We start from the raw sequence: 18141 nt of genomic DNA, 5'->3' as shown, positions 1-18141 counted from the left end.
TGCATCAGCTGCATTCGATCAGCCGGCACGCCCCATAGTCAATGGGCGCCGACGGCCACTGCGCGGCATCGTCGACGCGCCGCACGCCGCGGTGCAGCAGTTCCACGGCCCGCATCACGCCCGCATGCGTGACCCACACCGCGTCCTGCCCCGACGCGCGCCAGTCGTCGAAGGCCGTGCCGATGCGCTGCATGAAGCGGGCCGTGCTTTCGCCATGCCCGCCCGGAATCCCTTCGGCGAAATTGCAGGTCCACGCCTCGAACTCGACACGCGCGATCGACGACCAGGGCCGGCCTTCCCAGCTGCCGAAATCCATCTCGGCGAGGCGCGGGTCGGCGCGTGTGGCAAGGTCCGGGCGCAGCCTGCCGATGGCTTGCGCGAGTTCGGCGCAGCGCCTCAGGGGCGAGTGCGCCAGCACAAGGTCCGCGGGCAGGCGCGAAGCCACCGCATGCGCCACCGCCAGCGTCGCCTCGGCCGGCACGCCCACGTCCGCGCTGCCGTAGCAAAGACCCGGCGCGGCCTCGGTCTGCGCATGGCGCACCAGCCACAGCTGCTTCATGCCTGCCAGGCCAGCGCCAGGTAGATCGCGAGCTCGCACAGCTGCTGCGTCGCGCCGAGCCCGTCGCCGGTGAATCCCTGCAGCCGGCGCCGGAACACGCGCGCCATGAGCAGCGCCGCCAGAGCGCATGCGACTGCCATGGCGATCGTTCTTGCAGGGCCCTGCGTCAGCAGCACCAGCGCGGCGGCAGGCACCGACCAGAGCATCCCCACCAGCAGCGCGCCGCCGCCGATCGCATCGGCCAGTGGCTTGGCCTTGCTTGCGCCGCTGTCGCCCACGTACGGCAGCCAGCGGATCAGGAACAGCGGCGCCAGGCGCGACAGCACATGCGCGCCCACGATGGCACCGGCCACCGCCTGCGCGCCCTGCCCCGCCATCGACGCGAGCAGCGCGGCCTTGAGCCCGAGCGCCAGCACCAGCGCAATGGCGCCGAAGGCACCGATGCGCGAGTCCTTCATGATCTCAAGCGCGCGACTGCGGTCGGCCGATCCGCCCAGGCCGTCGGCCACATCGGCGAGCCCGTCTTCATGAAAGGCACCGGTCAGCAGCACCGTGGCGGCCATGCTCAGCAGCGCCGCGGCCAGTGCACCGGCCACACCCGGCAAGCCCTGCAGCGCGAGCACGAAAACGGCCGCGCCCACGCCACCCACGAGCCATCCCACGCCCGGAAAATGCGCCGCGCTTGCACGCAGCATCTGCGGGCTGAAGCCGATCCATTCGGCGAGCCGGCCGGTCACCGGCACGCGCGTGAAGAACTGCAGCGCCAGCAGGTAGTGGCGGACACCGTTCATGGGTTCAACTGTCCTTGCGCGACACGCCGGCAGCTTCGAAGCTGGCCATCTCGCGCAGGATGCGGCAGGCCGACTCGAGCAGCGGCCAGGCCAGCGCGCCGCCCGAGCCTTCACCGAGGCGCAGGTCCAGGTTCAGCAAAGGCTCGAGCCCCAGGTGCTTCAGCAACAGCGCATGCCCGGGTTCCGCCGAGCTGTGCGCGGCCACGCAGCGCTGCGCCACATGCGGCTGCAGCGCCTGCGCGACGAGCACCGCGGCGCTCGCGATGAAGCCATCGACCACGATCACGCGCCGCTCCTGCGCCGCCTGCAGCACCGCGCCGACCAGCGTGGCGATCTCGAAACCGCCGAACGCCGCGAGTGCATCGAGCGGCTCGCTCGCAGCCGCATGCAGCGCCAGCACGTCGCGCAGCACCTGCCGCTTGCGCGCAAGCCCCGCGGCATCGAGCCCGGTGCCGGAGCCGGTGCAGCCGTCGATATCCAGCCCGGCGAGCCGCGCAAGCAGCAGCGCCGCGGCCGAGCTGTTGCCGATGCCCATTTCGCCGAGCAGCAAGGCGTTGCCGGGCAGTGCGCGCACCACCTCGCGGCCGTTGGCGATGGCTTGGGCGCACTGCGCCGCCGTCATCGCGGGGCCGGCCGATGCATCGGCCGTTCCGGCAGCAATCCGTCGCGACACCAGCCCCGGTCGGGCCTGGAAGTCGCGCCGCACGCCGCAGTCGACCACGGTAAGCGCCAGCCCGTGCTGGCGCGCCAGCACACTCACGGCCGCGCCGCCGGCCAGGAAGTTCTCGACCATCTGCCAGGTCACGTCGCTCGGAAAGGCCGAGACGCCGCGCGCCGCCAGGCCATGGTCGGCCGCGCACACCAGCATCTGCGGTGCTTCGAGCACCGGCATTTCGCTGCCCAGTACGAGGCCGATGCGCAAGGCCAGGCTCTCGAGGCGGCCGAGCGCGCCGAGCGGCTTGGTCTTGTTGTCGAGCGCCGCTTGCAGACGCGCCGCGAGGGCGTCATCGTGGATGTCGGAGATGGAAGGAATCTGGTTGTTGTCGGTCATGCGATCAGGCCTTGCAATACGCCGGCCTCGAAGTGGGTGTCTATGAAATCGGCCAGGCCGTCGAAGGTGGCGTCGAGCGTGGGTGCCGCGGCGCCGAAGAGTGCGTGCAGTGCGGCTGCGTCCTCGAACAGGCCGTGCAGGTAGAGGCCCAGCACGTTGCCGCGCGCGTTCTGCCAGGCCAGGCCCTCGGGCATCACGGCACGGCCATCCTGCGCCATCTGCGGGTGGATCGCAGTCTGGCCGTGATGAATCTCGTAGCCGGCCACCGGCACGTTCGAGAGAGAAGCCCATGCACCGCTCAGTTGGCCGAAGGCGGCGGCCCGGTGGCGCACCGTCTTTTCGCGCTCGAACACGGTCACCAACGGCAGCAGGCCCAGGCCGGGCGCATTGCCGTCGATGCCGTGCGGATCGACCAGCGCCTCGCCGAGCATCTGCAGGCCGCCGCAGACGCCCAGCACGGCACCGCCGCCGGCCGCGTGCGCGGCGATGGCGCGGTCCAGCCCCTGCGCGCGCAGCCATGCGAGATCGCCGCTGGTGTGCTTGGAGCCGGGCAGCACGATCCAGTCGGCACCGGCCACGTCCGCCGGCGTGCGCGCCCAGACCAGGCGAACGCCGGGCACATTCTTGAGCGGCTGGAACTCGTCGAGGTTGCTGATGCGCGGGTACACCACCACAGCCACGGTACGGGTCACCGGGCCGCTCGCACGGCTGCGGTCGTCGAATACGCCGTCTTCCTCGGGCAAGCCGTGCTGCCACCACATCGGCAGTGTCGCGACGGTGGCGATGCCGGTCAGCGCCTGCAGCTGCTGCGGCGCCGGCGCCAGCAACGAGGCATCGCCGCGGAACTTGTTGAGCACGAAGCCGCGCAGCAATGCGCGATCGCTCTCGGGCATCAGTGCCCAGGTGCCGTACAGATGCGCGAAGGCGCCGCCGCGGTCGATGTCGGTCACCAGCAGGCAGCGGGCCTGCGCATGGCGGGCGACGCGCAGGTTGACGATGTCGCTCGCCATCAGGTTGATCTCGGCCGGGGAGCCCGCGCCTTCGATCACCACCACGTCGTTCTCGGCACGCAGCGCGTCGAGCGCCTGTGCAATCTGCGGCCAGACGCGCTCGCTGCGCCCGCGCCAGGGCATGGCCGTGAGCTCCGCGCTCACCTGCCCCATCAGCACCACCTGGCTGTGGGTGTCGCGCTCGGGCTTGAGCAGCAGCGGGTTCATGCGCACGTCGGGCACGGCGCGCGCCGCCAGTGCCTGGAAGTACTGCGCGCTGCCGATCTCGCCGCCGTCGACCACGCGGGCGTTGTTGCTCATGTTCTGCGCCTTGAAGGGCGCCACCCTGAGTCCCTGGCGCGCGTACCAGCGGCACAGCGCGGCGGTCAGCCAGCTCTTGCCGGCGCCACTGGTCGTGCCGAGAACCATCACGCATCGGGTTGTCATGCGGCTATTGTCCGTTGTCGCCGCAGCCCTCTTGCAGCAGCCGCGAAGAGGCAAAGAAAAAGGGGCTTGCGCCCCTTGTGTTTCTTTCAGCGTGCCGCGGTCTGTACCGCGCCTGCCCCGCCCTGGGGCTGCGCCCCTGCGGTGGCCGCCGGCACCTCCCAGCCGCCGCCGATGGCGCGGATCAGCCCCACGGCCGCCTGGTACTGCGCCGACTTCACCTGCAGCGCCTGGCGCCGGTTGCGCAGTTCGCTGCGGCGGGCGTCGAGCAGGTCGAGCTGGCTGATGTAGCCGTTGCGGTAGCGCGTGTCCGACAGGCTGGTCGCGCGCTGCGCCGAAGTGACGGCCTGCGCCTGCACCGCCGACTGCTCCTGCAGGATGCGGATGGCAGACAGCTGGTCCTCGACCTCCTGGAACGCCACCAGCACCTGGTTGCGGTAGTTCGCGAGCGCGCCGTCGAGCTGGGCGTTGGCGCCCTGCACGCCGGCTTCGCGGCGGCCGCCGTCGAAGATCGGCAGCGAAAGCAGCGCACCCACGCCCCACGAGCGGGCCGACCACTTGAACAGGTCGCCGATCTCGGGCGATGCGTAGCCGGCGGCGCCGGTCAGCGAGATGTCCGGGAACCAGGCGGCCTGCGCCACGCCCACGCGGGCCTGCGCCGCGAGCACGGCGTTCTGCGCGGCCGAGACGTCGGGGCGGCGCGTGAGCACCGTGGCCGGCACGCCGGGCGGCACGGACGGCAGCGCGGTGGCCCAGTCGTCGGTGCGCAGCCCGAAGCTCGATGCCGAATCGCCCACCAGCACCGCGAGCGCATGCTCGACCTGGGCGCGTTGCCGGTCGAGCGCGAGCGCGTCCGACTCGGTGGACGACACCTCGGTCTGCACGCGCGCCACGTCGAGCTCGGCGATGTCGCCGGCCTGCTGGCGGCGCTGCGAGAGGCGCAGCGTGTCGCGGTAGGCCTCGACCTGCTCGCGCACCAGTGCACGCTCGGCGTCGAGCGCGCGCAGCTGCAGGTAGGTCTGGGCCACCTCGGCCTGCACCGCAAGGCGCGTGCTCTGCAGCAGGGCCTCGCGGCTCTGCGCATCGAGCTTGGCCGCGTTGCTCGCGCCCGAGAGGCGGCCGAACAGGTCGACCTCGTACGAGAACGTGGCGCCGATGTTGGTCATCGTGCCCGGCCTCGTGCTGGCCGAGGCCTTGTCGAGGCCCGCGCCGCGGTTGGCGCCCGCGCCCAGGCCGATCTGCGGCATGCGGTCGGCGTTGGCGCTGCGCGCGAGGGCGCGAGCTTCCGCGAGCCGGGCCGCGGCGGCCTGGATGTTGTTGTTGTTGACGTCGGCCTTCTCGACCAGCGCATTGAGCACCGGGTCGTTGAACGCCAGCCACCAGGCGCCGCGCGCCTGCGCCTCGGAGGGCACGGCACGCGTCCATCCGGCCGGCGGAGCAGCGCCCTGCTCCTTGAACTGGGCGGTGGTCTGGATCTCCGGCACGCCGGAGGGCACGGTCGCGCAGCCGGCCAGCGCCAGGGCCGCCACCAGCGGCAGCAAAGCGTTGCGGGCCCAGGGTTGAAATGCGAATTTCATGATGATGAACTTTCTTCTTGGTCGGCCAGGCAATCAGTCGTGCGAAGGGCGCGGCGAGGCCGGCACCGGGTGCAGCCCGCCACCGCCCGAACCACCGTGCGACGAAGGTGCCGGGGCGACCGGATGGCCCGCAGAGACAAACTCCTCGCCATGCGGCACTTCGCCATGCAGCTTGAGCGCGCGGTTGCCCGCCAGGCGGCGCAGCAGCACATAGAACACCGGCGTCAGGAACAGGCCGAAGGCCGTCACGCCGATCATCCCGGCGAACACCGCCACGCCCATGGCCTTGCGCATCTCCGAGCCTGCGCCGGTCGACAGCACCAGGGGCAGCACGCCCATCACGAAGGCCAGCGATGTCATGAGAATCGGGCGCAGGCGCAGGCGGCTGGCTTCGATCGCGGCCTGGATCGGCGTGCGTCCGGCAAACTCGAGCTCGCGCGCAAACTCCACGATCAGGATCGCGTTCTTCGCACTCAGCCCCACCAGCACGATCAAGCCGATCTGCGTGAAGACGTTGTTGTCACCCCCCGATATCCATACCCCGGTCATCGCGGCCAGGATGCCCATGGGCACGATCAGGATGATGGCGATCGGCAGCGTCAGGCTTTCGTACTGCGCGGCCAGCACCAGGAACACCAGCAGGATGGCCAGCGGGAACACCAGGAAGGCGGAGTTGCCGGCCAGGATTTCCTGGTAGGTCAGCTCGGTCCACTCGAAGCTCACGCCCTTGGGCAGCGTCTCGGCCGCAATCTTGGTGATCGCGTCCTGCGCCTGGCCCGACGAGTAGCCCGGCGCCGGGCCGCCGTTGATGTCGGCTGCCAGGTAGCCGTTGTAGCGCATGGCGCGTTCCGGCCCGAAGGTCGAATTCACCTTCATCAGCGCCGACAGCGGCACCATCTCGCCCGTGGTCGAGCGCACCTTCAGCATTCCCACGTCTTCGGCGCGGGCGCGGTACGGCGCATCGGCCTGGACGCGCACGGAGTACGTACGGCCGAACTTGTTGAAGTCGTTGGCATACAGGCTACCCAGGTAGATCTGCATGGTGTCGAAGATGTCCGTCACCGGCACGCCGAGCTGGCGCGCCTTGGTGCGGTCGATGTCGGCATAGAGCTGCGGCACGTTGACCTGCCAGCTCGTGAACATGCCCGTGAGCTCGGGCGCGGCATAGGCCTTGGCCATGAAGGCCTTCACCGCCGCGTCCATCTGGTCGTAGCCGACCGAGGCGCGGTCTTCGATCTGCAGCTTGAAGCCGCCCGTGGTGCCCAGGCCCGCCACCGGCGGCGGCGGGAACATCACGATGAAGGCGTCCTGGATGCTGGCGAAGGCGCCATTGAGCTGCCCGGCCACCGCACCGCCGCTCTGGTCGGGGCGCTTGCGCTGGTCGAAGGGCTTGAGCGTGGCAAACACGATGCCCGAGTTCGAGCTGTTGGTGAAGCCGTTGATCGACAGGCCCGGGAAGGCGATGGCGTCTTCCACGTTCGGGTTCTTCTTCATGATCTCGCCCATGCGCTGGATCACTTCGTCGGTGCGGTCGAGCGTGGCGCCGTCGGGCAGCTGGGCAAAGCCGATCAGGTACTGCTTGTCCTGCGCCGGCACGAAGCCGCTGGGCACGGCCTTGAACAGGCCGAAGGTCACGCCGATCAGCGCGAGGTAGATCACCAGCATCAGCGTCTTGCGCGAGATCACGCTCTTGACGCCCCCGCTGTAGGCTTCCGAGCCGCGGCTGAAGAGCTTGTTGAAGCCGCGGAACAGCCAGCCGAAGACACGGTCCATGCCGCGCGTCAGCGCATCCTTGGGCTGGTCGTGGCCGCGCAGCAGCAAGGCGGCGAGCGCGGGCGACAGCGTGAGCGAGTTGATCGCCGAGATCACCGTCGAGATCGCGATGGTCACCGCGAACTGGCGGTAGAACTGGCCCGTGAGGCCGCTGATGAAGGCCAGCGGCACGAACACCGCCACCAGCACCAGCGCGATCGCGATGATGGGCCCGGACACTTCGCGCATCGCGCGGTACGTGGCCTCACGCGGCGTGAGCCCCGCCTCGATGTTGCGCTCGACGTTCTCCACCACCACGATGGCGTCGTCCACCACGATGCCGATTGCCAGCACCAGCCCGAACAGGCTCAGCGCATTGATCGAGAAACCCAGGACGTGCAGCACCGCGAAGGTACCGATCACCGACACCGGCACGGCCAAGAGCGGAATGATCGACGCGCGCCAGGTCTGCAGGAACAGGATCACGACCAGCACCACCAGCAGGATGGCTTCGAGCAGCGTGTGGATGACCGATTCGATCGACGCACGCACGAACTGCGTGGGGTCGTAGGCGATGCGGTACTCCAGGCCCTCGGGCATGTTCTTGTTGAGCTCGGCCATCGTCTTGCGCACGTTCGACGAGATGTCGAGCGCGTTGGAGCCCGGTGCCTGGAACACGCCCATGCCGACGGCCGGGTCGTTGTTCAGCAGCGACCGCAGCGAGTAGTCGGCGGCGCCCATTTCGAGGCGGCCGATGTCGCGCAGGCGGGTCACGGCGCCGTCGGTGCCGCTCTTGACGATGATGTCGCCGAACTCTTCCTCGCTCTGCAGGCGCCCTTGCGCATTGATGGACAGCTGCATGTCCACGCCCGAAAGGCCCGGCGACGCGCCGACCACGCCGGCCGCGGCCTGCACGTTCTGGCCACGGATCGCAGCCACCACGTCGCTCGCCGAGAGGCCGCGCTGCGCGACCTTCTGCGGGTCGAGCCAGACGCGCATGGAATAGTCGCCGCCGCCGAAGATCTGGACCTGGCCCACGCCTTCGATGCGCGCGAGCGGGTCCTTCACGTTCAGCACCGCGTAGTTGCGCAGGTAGTTGATGTCGTAGCGGTTGTTCGGCGAAACGAGGTGGACCACCATCGTCAGGTCGGGCGCGCTCTTGACGGTCGTGATGCCGAGGCGGCGCACTTCCTCCGGCAGGCGCGGCTCGGCTTGCGAGACGCGGTTCTGCACGAGTTGCTGGGCCTTGTCGGGATCGGTGCCGAGGCGGAAGGTGACGGTGAGCGTCATCACGCCGTCGGTGGTGGCCTGGCTGCCCATGTAGAGCATGCCCTCGACGCCGTTGATCTGCTCCTCGAGCGGCGTGGCGACGGTTTCGGCGATCACCTTCGGGTTGGCGCCCGGGTACTGGGCGCGCACCACCACCGAGGGCGGCGCGACTTCCGGGTACTCCGAGATCGGCAGCCCGCGCAGCGCGATCAGGCCGGCTATCAGTATCAATAGCGACAGCACGCCGGCAAAGATCGGCCGGTCGATGAAGAATTTAGAGAGATTCATGTTGTTTCTCCGGCGAGCGCAACAGCGCTCCCCTCCGAGTTCAGGACTTCGCGGCTTCCGCGACGCGTTCCGGTTGTTGTTGCTTGGTGTCGGCCTTGGCGTCCATCGTCACGTTCTGCGGCACCACCAGCGCACCGGGGCGGATGTGCTGCAGGCCGTTGACCACCACGCGGTCGCCGGCCTTCAGGCCCTTGCTCACGACGCGCAGCCCGTTGACCGATGCGCCGAGCGTGACTTCGCGGTAGACCGCCTTGTTGTCCTCGCCCACCACCATCACGAACTTCTTGTTCTGGTCGGTGCCGATGGCGCGCTCGCTCACCAGCAGGGCCGAGTCGCTGCGCGCCTGGCCCATGCGGATGCGGGCGAACTGGCCCGGAATGAGACTGCCGTCCTTGTTGTCGAACGAGGCCCGCACGCGCACCGTGCCGCTGCGCGCGTCGACCTGGTTGTCGATCAGCTGCAGCTTGCCGGTGAAGGGCGTGCCCTCCAGGCCGGCGGTGCCCATCTGCACGGGAATGCTCTCGATCTGGCCGCGGGCGCTGGCGCCGCTCGGCAGGTCCTTCAGGGCGCGCGTGATCACCTGCTCATCGGCGTCGAAGCTCGCGTAGATCGGGCTCACCGAGACCAGCGTGGTCAGCACCGGCGCGCCGGGGCCGGCGGCCACCAGGTTGCCCATCGTCACTTCGAGCTTGCCGATGCGGCCCGCGACCGGCGCACGCACCTGGGTGTAGCCCAGGTTCAGCCGCGCCGACTGCAGCGACGCCTGGGCGGCGCGCAGGTTGGCTTCGGCTTCGCGCGCAGCGTTCACGCGCTCGTCGTATTCGCGCTGGGCGATGGCCTGCTGGTCCCACAGGCGCTTGGCGCGCTCCTGCTCGCTGCGGCTGAAGGCCTGGCGGGCCTGGGCCGAGGCCACCTGCGCTTCGGCGCGCTCCACTTCGGCCGCGTACGGTGCGGGGTCGATGGTGATCAGCAGGTCGCCCTGCTTCACCAGTGCGCCTTCGCGGAAGTGCACCGACTGCACGGCGCCCGCCACGCGGGAGCGCACATCCACCCGTTGCACCGCCTCGAGCCGGCCCGAGAACTCGTCCCAGGCATTGATCTCGCTCGCAGCCACGGTGGCCACCGACACCGGCGTGCCCTGCTGCGCCGCGGAGGGTGCCGTGGCCTCGGCCTTGAAGCTGTGCATGCCGAGCACCGCGGCGGCCACCGCCAGCAGCGCGGTGAGGCCGGTCACTGCGGGCCACAGGCCCTTGCGGGCGGCGGAAGAAAGGTTTTGCTTGTTGTTCGACATGATGGTTCGTCCTTCTCGATGACTTCTTGGGATGCAACAGGCCATCCCGGCGCTTTTGGCGCCAGGAGGCGGAACTCGAAAATGACCGGGGTTACCGGCGGGCCGAGGGGCGGCGTCGCGTCGTCAGCAGGGCTGCCGCGACCGGCCCGCCTAGCTGGGCTTGGGTGCTACCGGGGGCGGCGTGGTGGCACTGAAAAATTCGCGGAAGTGCTGCTGCACGCTGGCTTCGCAGGCCTTGCAGCCCGAGGGCTCGGGGTCGTAGAGCGCCTTGGGCCAGTTGGCAGCGCCTGGCAGCACGCTGCTCGTGACGTCGATGCCGGCCGCGCGCAGGCGCCCGGCAAAGGTCATGGCCTCGTCGCGCATGGCGTCGTCGGCCCCCACCAGCACCAGCGCCGGTGCCAGGGCACCGAGCCGGAGCGATCCGCTCGGCACGGCGTAGGGATGGGTGGCGTTCGACGGGCAGCTCAGGTATTTCTCCCAACCCTTGGCCCAGCGGCACTCGGCCTCGTCGTTCGTGGCCTTGCGCAGCGATGCCGTGCCCGCGCACGGGTCGAGCATGGGCGACAACAGGATCTGCCCGGCCAGCGGCGGATGCGCCCGGTCGCGGGCGATCAGCGCCACCCCGGCGGCCAGGTTGCCGCCGGCCTCTTCGCCGGCCAGGTACACCTGGGCACCCTTGCCGCCGAGCTTCACGCGCTGCTTGTAGAGCCATTCGAGCGCGGCATAGCCCACTTCGATGGGCTCGGGGAACGGCGACTCTGGCGCCAGCGGATAGTCCACCGACACCACCACCGCACCCGCACCGGCCAGCAGCCGGGCCACGTTGCGGCCGTTGTCCAGGTTGCCGCAGATGAAGGTGCCGCCATGGAAGTGCAGCACCAGCGGCACCGTCTCGCCGCGCGGGCGCTGCCCATAGACCCGGGCGCCCACGGGCTCGCGGCCGGGCAGCTCGATCGACAGATCGGCTTCCACGCCTTGCGCCGCGGCGAGAGCAGCGGCTTCGGCAGAGCGGGACGATGGGCGCGGTGACATGGGGGCAACCTCAGAAGGATTGGCGATAGTCGAAATATAAGGCGGCCAGTGTGGCGTTAAACAGGCAAGCTGCCCCTACTCTGTTTCCAAACGGCTAACAATCCAGGAAACGCCGGGGGATTGTCACCTTGTGTGAGAATCCGCGTCCTCTCGGCAATGGCCGGGCTCCCAGGAACAGTCATCAATGGATCAAATCCAGGCAATGCGGATCTTCGTCCGCGTGGTGGAAGCGGGCACGTTCACCCGGGCCGCGGACTCGCTCGCCCTGCCCAAGGGAACGGTCACCAAGCAGATCCAGGCGCTGGAATCGCGCCTGCGGGTGAAGCTGCTCAACCGCACCACGCGGCGCGTCACGGTCACGCCGGACGGCGCGGCCTACTACGAGCGCGCGGCACGCCTGTTGAACGACTTCGACGACATCGAAGCCAGCATGACCAACGCGCAGGCCAACCCCACGGGGCGGCTGCGCATCGACGTCGGCACCTCGGTGGCGCGGCTGGTCATCCTGCCCGCGCTGGCCACCTTCTGCGACCGCTATCCCGAGATCCAGCTCGACCTGGGCGTGAGCGACCGCACGGTCGACCTCATCAGCGACAACGTCGACTGCGTGATCCGCGCCGGCGAGCTGAGCGACCAGTCGCTGGTGGCCCGGCGCATCGGCACGCTGCATTTCGTGACCGTGGCCTCGCCCGCCTACGTCAAGCGCTACGGCATTCCGCAGCATCCGAACGACATCGAGAAGCGCCACCACGTGGTGAGCTACTTTTCGGGCAGCACGCGGCGCATCTATCCGCACGAGTTCAGGAAGGGCGACGAATACATCGAGCTCAACGGGCCCTACCGCGTGTCGGTCAACGAGAGCAACGCCCACATGGCGGCGGTGCTCGGCGGCTTCGGCATCTCGCAGTGCATCACCTTCATGGCCGAGCCGCTGCTCGCAAGCGGCGAGCTGATCGAGCTGCTGCCCGACTGGCAGCGCGATCCGCTGCCGATCCACGTGGTCTATCCGCCCAACCGCCACCTGAGCGCGAAGGTGCGGGCCTTCGTGGACTGGGCGGCGGAGCTGTTCGCGAAGAACCCGCGGCTGCAGCGGCGCTGAGCTCCGCCTGACGCTCCTCAACCGGCCGGAGCGAACACCGGCTCGCAACGCATCTCGGTCTTCACCGAGTTGGCAATGAAGCATTCTTCATGCGCCCGGTGGTGCATGTGCTCGATCTGCTCGCGCGTGGGCAGGTTCGCGCCCGAGAACGTGACCTCGGGCCGGAGCGTGACCACCGTCATCGCCAGCCTGCCTTCGGCATTCTTTTCCATGAGGCCGCTCGCCGCGTCGAAGTAGCGGTCGACGTTGAACTTGCGCTTCATTGCCATGGTGAGGAACCACAGCATGTGGCAGCTCGACAGCGAGGCGACGAAAGCTTCCTCGGGATCAACCGCCGCTGCATCGGAGAACGGCAGCGGCACCACGTGCGGCGACGAAGAGCCCGCCACTTCCGCGCCGCCGTCGAAGCGCAGCAAATGCCTCCTGCTGTAGGTGTTGCCGAGGAAGTCCTGCTCGCCTCGCTGCCAGAGGATTTCTGCGGTGTACTGGGCCATGCCTTGCTCTCCAGAGCCAAAAGAGGAGGCGCCATTCTGCGTCAGAAGAAACCCGACAGCTTGATCAGCAATGGCACCAGCAGTGCCGTCGCGATGCCGTTCAGCCCCAGCGCCAGCGCGGAGAACGCACCCGCCGTTTCGTTCACCTGGATGGCCCGCGCGGTGCCGATGCCGTGTGCCGCCATGCCCACTGCAAAGCCGCGCACCGCGGGCTCCCTGATGCGCAGCAGGTTCAGCAGGCCGGTCGCCATGATGGCGCCGGAGATGCCTGCCACGGCGGCAGCCACCGCGGCCAGCGAGGGCAGCCCGCCGATCTTCTCGGCCACGCCCATCGCGATCGGCATGGTGGCCGACTTGGGTGCGAGCGACATCAGCAGTTCGTGCGATCCGCCCAACGCCCAGGCAATGCCGATGGCCGACACGATGGCCGCCACCGAACCCACCAGCAGCGCCACGCCGATCGGCAGCCACAGGCGCCGCAGCCGCCCGAGCTGGCCATACAGCGGCACGGCCAGCGCCACGGTGGCCGGGCCGATCAGGAAATGCACGAACTTGGCGCCTTCGAAATACGTGTCGTAGGGCGTGCGCGTGACGAGCAGCACGCTCACGATGGCGATCACCGAGACCAGCACCGGATTGACCGCCGGGTTGGCACCGCTGCGCCTGTGCAGCCACAGCGCGCCCAGGTAGGCCAGCAGCGTGAGCGACAGCCACAGCAGCGGCGACTGCGCAAGAAAAACCCAGATCTCGGACAGCTTTGCAGGCGGAGTCATTCGGCATCCTTGCCGGTGATGCGGATCATCCAGCGCAAGGTGAGCGCGGTCACGGCCATGGTGAAGGCCGCGCCCACGATGCCGGCCGCAAGGAACGGCAGCCATTCGCGCCCGACGCGTTCGAAATGCAGCATGACGCCGGTCACTGCGGGAACGAACAGCAGCATGAGGTTGCGCAGCAGGTGGCCCGAGGTCTCGCTCAATGCCTCGGGCACGCCGCCGCGCACGAGCAGCGCGATGAAGAGCAGCAGCATGCCGATCAGCGGACCGGGGATCGGCAGGCCCAGCCACTGCACGAGCAGTTCACCGGCCAGCTGGCAAAGAAAGAGCGTCGTGATGGCGTAGAGCATGCGGATGTCCTGGCGTTCAAGGTTCGGCCGAAGCCGCGGCGCGCCTCCAGGCCTCTTTGAGCGCCTGCTGGCTCTGCGGCGGCAGCACGCCGAGCCGCACATGGCCCGGCAGGCCGAATGATGCACAGTCTCGCAGCTTGATGCCTTCGGCGCGCAGCCGGGCGGCCAGCCGCGGGTAAGGCGCGTCGGTGCGCGCGCAGAAGAAGTTGGCTTCGCTCGGCAGGCACTGCCATCCCAGCGATTCGCAGAGGGCGCGCTGCTGCGCTTTCCATTCGCGCAGGGTGCGCAGGCTTCGGGCGAGCCAGGCTTGGGCGGCGTCGCCGATCCAGGTCTCGAGCAGCGCCACGCCGTGCGCGCCCACCGGCCACGAGGGCGCAAGCCGCTCGAGGCGCTGCTTGAGCGGCGCGGCGGCATCGCCTTCGGGCGCGATGGCATAGGCGGCACGGACGCCCGTCAGGCCCATCGCCTTGTTCGGCGTCCACAGCTGCCAGACGCGGTTGCGCTGCGCTGCGTCGAGCGATGCCACGCCTTCGACGCGCAGCGCTTCGTAGGCCAGGTCGAGCACGCAGGTGCCACCGGCCGCGGCGTGCTGCGCGAGATCGGGCTGTGCCTGGCCCAGCGGGCTCGAAGGCTCGCAGCACCAGCGCAGCGCCGCTTCGCCGCACGGCGCCGGCGGCCGCAGCACCTGAAGGCCCCAGGCCGATGCCGCACGCTCGTAGTCGCCGTAGCTGTGCGCCGGCAGCAAGACCTGACGGCCGCCGCCCTGCGCAAAGGCGGCGCCGATGCGGTGGATGAATTCGCTGGCACTGGCCGCGATCACGATGCGTTCGGCGGCCACGCCGTGAAAGCTTGCCAAGGCGCGGCGCAGCGCCGTGTAGCCCGGGTCCGGATAGTGCGCAGCATCGGCCGCACGCAGCGCGGCAAGCACCGCGGGGCATGAGCCCGTGGCGTTGCCATTGGTCGAGAAATCGTGCCAGGCGGCGCCGGCCGCGTCGGGGCCGCCGTGCAGCAGGCCGGTGGATGTCGTGTGTTCCGGTGTCATGCCCTGGGGATTGCCGCGAAGAAGATCGCCAATGATGCACAAGCGGCCGTTGCCAGCACTGCCCTGCCGCCCCACTGCGCGGCCTGCTGCGTATCGGCCGCATCGGCGGGCCGCCCTTCGGCATTCAATGCATAGACGCCGGGCTTGGCGAGCCGCACGCCGAGCAGCAGCGCCATTGCCGCCATCGGCCAGCCGCTGTTGGGCGAGGGCGTGCGCTGCGCCTCGCGCGCCACGCCGCGCGGCCAACGCCATGCCGCAAGCGCAAGCAGCAGCACCGTGAGCCGTGCCGGCAGCCACGAGAGCACGTCGTCGGCACGCGCGGCCCATTTGCCGAACCAGGTCCAGTCGCGGCCATTGCGCTCGCCGCGATAGCCCCACATCGCATCGGCCGTGTTGGCGAAGCGGTAGACCGCCGCGCCCGGCAGGCCCAGCAGCACGAACCAGAACAGCGGCGCCACGAGCGAATCGTTGAGGTTCTCGGCCAGCGATTCGATGGCGCTTTCGCGCACCTCGCACTCGCTGAGTGCCGAGACGTCGCGGCTCACCAGCCGGGCGAGTTGCGCGCGGCCCGCCTCCAGTGACACGGACAGCGCCGCCTCCACGGCAAGTACTTCGGCGCGCAGCATGCGCCATGCGAAGAGCGGTTTCAGCGCCAGGGCCAGCACCAGGGCTTCTGCCCAGCCGAGCAGCCATTGCGCGGCGCTTGCCTGCAGTGCCAGCGCCAGCGCGCCGACCAGCATCGCGCCCACGCCCCAGGCCAGCGCGCCGGCCAGGAACAGCGGCAGGTCGCGCGGCTTTGCATCGGCCGGCCGCGGCGCCATGCGGGCGCCGATCGAGCCGAGGTAGCGCCCCATCCACACCACGGGATGCCAGCGCGCAGCAGGTTCGCTCAGCCAGCGGTCGATGGCCAGTGCGAGCCACAGCGCTGCGACGGCGAGCACCGCTCAATCCTCGATGCCGCGCTGCGCCGGGATGCCGGCCTTGAATGCGTGCTTGACCATGGCCATCTCGGTCACGGTGTCGGCCAGCTCGACGATCTCGGGCGGGCAGCGCCGTCCGGTGAGCACCACATGCACGTGGCTCGGCCGCGCGCGCAGCGTTTCGAGCACGCCTTCGAGCGGCAGCCAGCCGTAGATCAGCGGGTAGGTGATCTCGTCGAGCACCACCAGGAAGAACTCGCCCGAAAGAATGGCCGCCCTGGCTTTTTCCCAGCCGTCGCGCGCGAGCTGGGCCGAGCGTTCGAGGTCCTGGCTCTTCCAGCTGAAGCCGTCGCCCAGCCCCTCGATCGGAATGCCGATCTGCTCGAACATGCGGTGCTCGCCAAAGCGCGCCGAGGGCACTTTCATGAACTGGTAGATCTTCACCGCCTTGCCGCGGCCGTGCGCGCGCAGCGCCAGGCCGAAGGCCGCGGTGCTCTTGCCCTTGCCGTCACCGGTGTTGACGATGACGATGCCGCGGCGTTCGCCTTCGGCCTTGTCGTACGGCTTCTCGCTGGGGGGTGTTTCGATTTGCATGAGGCGGGCTCCGTGTTGATGTGGGTCAGTTCGGCAGCGCGATCCACTGGTCGGCCACGCGGTGCACGCGGATGCGGTGGTCGAACACCTGTTCAAGCGCCGCGTGGGTGGCCGGGTCGCTGCTGCCGCCGTGGTGCACCACGCGCCCATGGTTCATCACCACAAGCTCGTCGGCGGCCAGCGCCATCGGCAGTTCGTGCAGCACGCTGACCACGGTGCGGCCCTGGGCCACCAGCGCGCGCGTGGTCTGCATCCAGTCGGCCTGGTGCGGCGGGTCGAGGTTGGCGAGCGGCTCGTCCATCAGCAGCAGCTCGGCCTCGACCGCGAGCGCGCGCGCCAGCAGCACGCGCTGGCGTTCGCCGCCCGAGAGCTGGCCGAGCGGCCGTTCGCGCCACTCCCAGGCCTGGGTGCTGCGCAATGCGCGCTCCACCGCCGCGCGATCGGCCGTGCTCGGCGCCGCGAGCCAGCGCTGGTGCGGCAGGCGGCCGAGCATGGCGACGTCGTAGACCATCAGGTCGTCGGCGCTGCCCTCGCCCGCCGCGCCGCTCTGGCCCAGCCACGAAAGGCGCTGCGCGCGGATGCGGCCCGGCACCCTGGCCGATGCGTCGCCGAAAAGAAAGACTTCGCCGCGGTGCGCGAGCAGGCCCGCCAGCGCCTTGAGCAAGGTCGACTTGCCCGCCCCGTTCGGCCCGACCACGCTGGTCCAGCGCGCGGCGCCGAGCTTCAGGTCGATGCCGTGCAGCACCTCGGTGTTGCCCAGCGTGGCGCTCAGGCCGCGGGCTTCGAGTGCGGGAATCCGACTCATGCCACACCGCCCCGCGCACCGCGCCTGTGCATCAGCCACAGCAGGTAGCTGCCGCCGAGCACGGCCGTGAGCACGCCCACGGGCAGTTCCTGCGGCGCGATGAGCCAGCGCGCCAGCAGGTCGGCGGCCATCAGCAGCAGCCCGCCCATCGCGGCCGACAGCACGATCAGCCCCGCGTGCGTGGTCTTGACCACGGAGCGCACGAGGTGCGGCGCGGCCAGCCCCACGAAGGCGATCAGGCCGGTCTGCGCCACGGCCGCGCCGGTGGCCAGTGCGAGCACCACCACCAGCGTGGCGCGCATCGCGCCCAGCGGCAAGCCGAGGCTGCGGGCCGTCGCTTCGCCGAGCGCCAGGCCGTCGAGCACCGGCGCAAGCGCCCAGCCCAGCAGCAGGCACACCGCGCCGACCGCGGCCATCACCGCGCAGGCGCTCCAGCCGACCAGGCCGGTGCTGCCGAGGATGAAGCCCTGGATGGCCTGCAGGATGTCGGCCGAGGCGATGGTGATCAGGTCCTTGGCGGCGCCGAGCACCACGCCGACGATCACGCCCGCGAGCAGCAGCCGCAGCGTCTGCTGCACGCCGCGCGCGAGCACCAGCGTGAGCATCACCGCGAGCACCGCCCCCACGAAGGCCGCGCCCGTGAGCCCCAGGCGCATCGCCCATTGCGTGCTGGCGGCCGAGCCGCCGAACAGCAGCAGCGCCACCGCCACGCCGAGCGAGGCGCCCGAGGCGCTGCCCAGCAGATAAGGGTCGGCCAGCGGGTTGCGGAACAGGCCCTGTGCCACCGAGCCCGCGAGCCCGAGCAGCGCACCCGCGAGCCAGGCGCCGAGCGTGCGCGGCAGCCGGATGTCCCAGACGATGCGCAGCGCCACCGGATCGCGCCACGCCGCCAGCAGGCTTTCGAAGCCGGTGCTGCCGATGCCCAGGCCGAGCAACGCCAGCGCACCGCCCAGCACCAGCAAGGCGATGCCGAAGAGCCAGACGCGGCGCTGATGGCGTGTGTGCATGAAGTCCACCCGGG

Annotated in this window: 17 protein-coding genes; 1 reads left to right on the top strand and 16 read right to left on the bottom strand. The window is 69.9% G+C overall.

Annotation, left to right across the window (positions count from 1 at the left end; all coding sequences use genetic code 11):
* Positions 1–4: 4 nt before the first annotated feature.
* The 8 genes from FB547_RS26050 to FB547_RS26015 all read right to left on the bottom strand — a co-directional run bounded on the left by FB547_RS26050 (position 5) and on the right by FB547_RS26015 (position 11043).
* Entirely contained in the window at positions 5–559 is a 555-nt protein-coding gene (locus tag FB547_RS26050) for a histidine phosphatase family protein (RefSeq protein WP_145746557.1), read from the bottom strand.
* Positions 556–1350, bottom strand: coding sequence for an adenosylcobinamide-GDP ribazoletransferase (locus FB547_RS26045; RefSeq protein ID WP_145746556.1), 795 nt, complete (start codon positions 1348–1350; stop codon positions 556–558). The genes FB547_RS26050 and FB547_RS26045 overlap by 4 nt, the downstream gene beginning before the upstream one ends.
* A 4-nt stretch (positions 1351–1354) precedes the next feature.
* Positions 1355–2401, bottom strand: a complete 1047-nt coding sequence (gene cobT, locus FB547_RS26040; protein WP_145746555.1) for a nicotinate-nucleotide--dimethylbenzimidazole phosphoribosyltransferase — start codon at positions 2399–2401, stop codon at positions 1355–1357.
* On the bottom strand, positions 2398–3837 hold the full coding sequence (locus FB547_RS26035) for a cobyric acid synthase (RefSeq protein WP_145746554.1): 1440 nt from the start codon (positions 3835–3837) through the stop codon (positions 2398–2400). The genes cobT and FB547_RS26035 overlap by 4 nt, the downstream gene beginning before the upstream one ends.
* A gap of 86 nt (positions 3838–3923) precedes the next feature.
* Complete coding sequence (locus FB547_RS26030; RefSeq protein WP_145746553.1) at positions 3924–5411, bottom strand: efflux transporter outer membrane subunit; 1488 nt, start codon at positions 5409–5411, stop codon at positions 3924–3926.
* A 33-nt stretch (positions 5412–5444) separates the two neighbouring features.
* Complete coding sequence (locus tag FB547_RS26025) at positions 5445–8720, bottom strand: efflux RND transporter permease subunit (RefSeq protein ID WP_145746552.1); 3276 nt, start codon at positions 8718–8720, stop codon at positions 5445–5447.
* A 40-nt stretch (positions 8721–8760) separates the two neighbouring features.
* Positions 8761–10011, bottom strand: a complete 1251-nt coding sequence (locus FB547_RS26020; protein ID WP_145746551.1) for an efflux RND transporter periplasmic adaptor subunit — start codon at positions 10009–10011, stop codon at positions 8761–8763.
* A gap of 150 nt (positions 10012–10161) precedes the next feature.
* Positions 10162–11043, bottom strand: a complete 882-nt coding sequence (locus FB547_RS26015; protein ID WP_145746550.1) for an alpha/beta hydrolase — start codon at positions 11041–11043, stop codon at positions 10162–10164.
* A gap of 184 nt (positions 11044–11227) precedes the next feature.
* Between FB547_RS26015 and FB547_RS26010 the strand changes: the two genes are divergently transcribed.
* Complete coding sequence (locus tag FB547_RS26010; RefSeq protein ID WP_145746549.1) at positions 11228–12142, top strand: LysR family transcriptional regulator; 915 nt, start codon at positions 11228–11230, stop codon at positions 12140–12142.
* Between the two features lie 17 nt (positions 12143–12159).
* Here FB547_RS26010 and FB547_RS26005 read toward each other — a convergent pair whose 3' ends face one another.
* From FB547_RS26005 to FB547_RS25970, 8 genes are read right to left on the bottom strand one after another with little or no spacing between them, the layout of a single operon-like run.
* Positions 12160–12636, bottom strand: a complete 477-nt coding sequence (locus FB547_RS26005) for an OsmC family protein (protein ID WP_145746548.1) — start codon at positions 12634–12636, stop codon at positions 12160–12162.
* 41 nt (positions 12637–12677) lie between these two features.
* Positions 12678–13409 (bottom strand): LrgB family protein, encoded by a 732-nt coding sequence (locus tag FB547_RS26000; RefSeq protein ID WP_145746547.1) that lies wholly within the window; start codon positions 13407–13409, stop codon positions 12678–12680.
* Positions 13406–13759: a CidA/LrgA family protein gene (locus tag FB547_RS25995; RefSeq protein WP_145746546.1), complete on the bottom strand. Its 354-nt coding sequence runs from the start codon at positions 13757–13759 to the stop codon at positions 13406–13408. Before FB547_RS25995 ends, FB547_RS26000 begins: the two co-directional genes overlap by 4 nt.
* Before the next feature lie 16 nt (positions 13760–13775).
* A complete protein-coding gene (locus tag FB547_RS25990) occupies positions 13776–14801 on the bottom strand; it encodes an aminotransferase class I/II-fold pyridoxal phosphate-dependent enzyme (protein ID WP_145746545.1) in 1026 nt (341 codons plus the stop codon).
* Positions 14798–15742 (bottom strand): adenosylcobinamide-phosphate synthase CbiB, encoded by a 945-nt coding sequence (gene cbiB / locus FB547_RS25985; protein WP_145746544.1) that lies wholly within the window; start codon positions 15740–15742, stop codon positions 14798–14800. Before cbiB ends, FB547_RS25990 begins: the two co-directional genes overlap by 4 nt.
* Positions 15743–15745: 3 nt before the next feature.
* Complete coding sequence (gene cobO, locus FB547_RS25980) at positions 15746–16315, bottom strand: cob(I)yrinic acid a,c-diamide adenosyltransferase (protein ID WP_145746543.1); 570 nt, start codon at positions 16313–16315, stop codon at positions 15746–15748.
* 25 nt (positions 16316–16340) lie between these two features.
* Positions 16341–17120, bottom strand: a complete 780-nt coding sequence (locus FB547_RS25975) for an ABC transporter ATP-binding protein (protein WP_145746542.1) — start codon at positions 17118–17120, stop codon at positions 16341–16343.
* Positions 17117–18127, bottom strand: coding sequence for a FecCD family ABC transporter permease (locus tag FB547_RS25970; protein ID WP_145746541.1), 1011 nt, complete (start codon positions 18125–18127; stop codon positions 17117–17119). The genes FB547_RS25975 and FB547_RS25970 overlap by 4 nt, the downstream gene beginning before the upstream one ends.
* Between the last annotated feature and the right edge of the window lie 14 nt (positions 18128–18141).

This window comes from Variovorax beijingensis, from assembly GCF_007828835.1.
Classification (GTDB): domain Bacteria; phylum Pseudomonadota; class Gammaproteobacteria; order Burkholderiales; family Burkholderiaceae_C; genus Variovorax; species Variovorax beijingensis_A.
Note: the sequence above shows the minus strand (reverse complement) of the source record. Positions and strands in the feature narration are given on the sequence as shown.

Bases quoted from the DNA above. Each gene is read 5' to 3' on its own strand.
- FB547_RS26050 (WP_145746557.1), bottom strand. From the start codon at position 559: ATGAAGCAGCTGTGGCTGGTGCGCCATGCGCAGACCGAGGCCGCGCCG.
- FB547_RS26045 (WP_145746556.1), bottom strand. From the start codon at position 1,350: ATGAACGGTGTCCGCCACTACCTGCTGGCGCTGCAGTTCTTCACGCGC.
- cobT (WP_145746555.1), bottom strand. From the start codon at position 2,401: ATGACCGACAACAACCAGATTCCTTCCATCTCCGACATCCACGATGAC.
- FB547_RS26035 (WP_145746554.1), bottom strand. From the start codon at position 3,837: ATGACAACCCGATGCGTGATGGTTCTCGGCACGACCAGTGGCGCCGGC.
- FB547_RS26030 (WP_145746553.1), bottom strand. From the start codon at position 5,411: ATGAAATTCGCATTTCAACCCTGGGCCCGCAACGCTTTGCTGCCGCTG.
- FB547_RS26025 (WP_145746552.1), bottom strand. From the start codon at position 8,720: ATGAATCTCTCTAAATTCTTCATCGACCGGCCGATCTTTGCCGGCGTG.
- FB547_RS26020 (WP_145746551.1), bottom strand. From the start codon at position 10,011: ATGTCGAACAACAAGCAAAACCTTTCTTCCGCCGCCCGCAAGGGCCTG.
- FB547_RS26015 (WP_145746550.1), bottom strand. From the start codon at position 11,043: ATGTCACCGCGCCCATCGTCCCGCTCTGCCGAAGCCGCTGCTCTCGCC.
- FB547_RS26010 (WP_145746549.1), top strand. From the start codon at position 11,228: ATGGATCAAATCCAGGCAATGCGGATCTTCGTCCGCGTGGTGGAAGCG.
- FB547_RS26005 (WP_145746548.1), bottom strand. From the start codon at position 12,636: ATGGCCCAGTACACCGCAGAAATCCTCTGGCAGCGAGGCGAGCAGGAC.
- FB547_RS26000 (WP_145746547.1), bottom strand. From the start codon at position 13,409: ATGACTCCGCCTGCAAAGCTGTCCGAGATCTGGGTTTTTCTTGCGCAG.
- FB547_RS25995 (WP_145746546.1), bottom strand. From the start codon at position 13,759: ATGCTCTACGCCATCACGACGCTCTTTCTTTGCCAGCTGGCCGGTGAA.
- FB547_RS25990 (WP_145746545.1), bottom strand. From the start codon at position 14,801: ATGACACCGGAACACACGACATCCACCGGCCTGCTGCACGGCGGCCCC.
- cobO (WP_145746543.1), bottom strand. From the start codon at position 16,315: ATGCAAATCGAAACACCCCCCAGCGAGAAGCCGTACGACAAGGCCGAA.
- FB547_RS25975 (WP_145746542.1), bottom strand. From the start codon at position 17,120: ATGAGTCGGATTCCCGCACTCGAAGCCCGCGGCCTGAGCGCCACGCTG.
- FB547_RS25970 (WP_145746541.1), bottom strand. From the start codon at position 18,127: ATGCACACACGCCATCAGCGCCGCGTCTGGCTCTTCGGCATCGCCTTG.